This is a genomic window from Pectobacterium fontis (genome assembly GCF_000803215.1).
GTDB classification, from domain to species: domain Bacteria; phylum Pseudomonadota; class Gammaproteobacteria; order Enterobacterales; family Enterobacteriaceae; genus Pectobacterium; species Pectobacterium fontis.
Genome location: NZ_JSXC01000027.1, coordinates 1 through 389, shown reverse-complemented (window position 1 = coordinate 389; position 389 = coordinate 1). Strand labels below are relative to the sequence as shown.

At 55.5% G+C, this 389-nt stretch carries 1 protein-coding gene; it reads right to left on the bottom strand.

What is annotated here, in order from left to right:
* Positions 1-389 (bottom strand): Hcp family type VI secretion system effector (locus OI69_RS08830; RefSeq protein ID WP_039348918.1); only part of this gene is annotated, 389 nt, incomplete at both ends.

Genomic DNA, 389 nt, shown 5'->3' with positions numbered 1-389 from the left:
GAGGTTCCGGCAACGGTGTGTTCCCAGTCGATTTTGCGGTAGGCCAGTGACACTTCAATCAACTGGGTGTAGTCCAGTTTGGACGGGTCCTGGCAGTGTGGCATCTTGCAGTCGATGTCCACGATGGTGGCGTCAGTCAGCACGGTAGAGAAGAAGTGCTCCTGCTTACCTTCTACGGAGGTGCGATACCACTTCAGGGTCACGGTCGGCAGCATTTCACCGGACGCCAGTGAGTTGTACATCAACGGAACCGCTTTGTTCAGCGCGACGGTGAACTTGAACGGCTTGTGGACACGCTGACCGGATGGCTGACCGGACTGTGGGTCGGTCGGTACGGTAACGATGTGTTTGAATTCCTGTACCAGCATTTCATCTTCATGGCCTTCCAC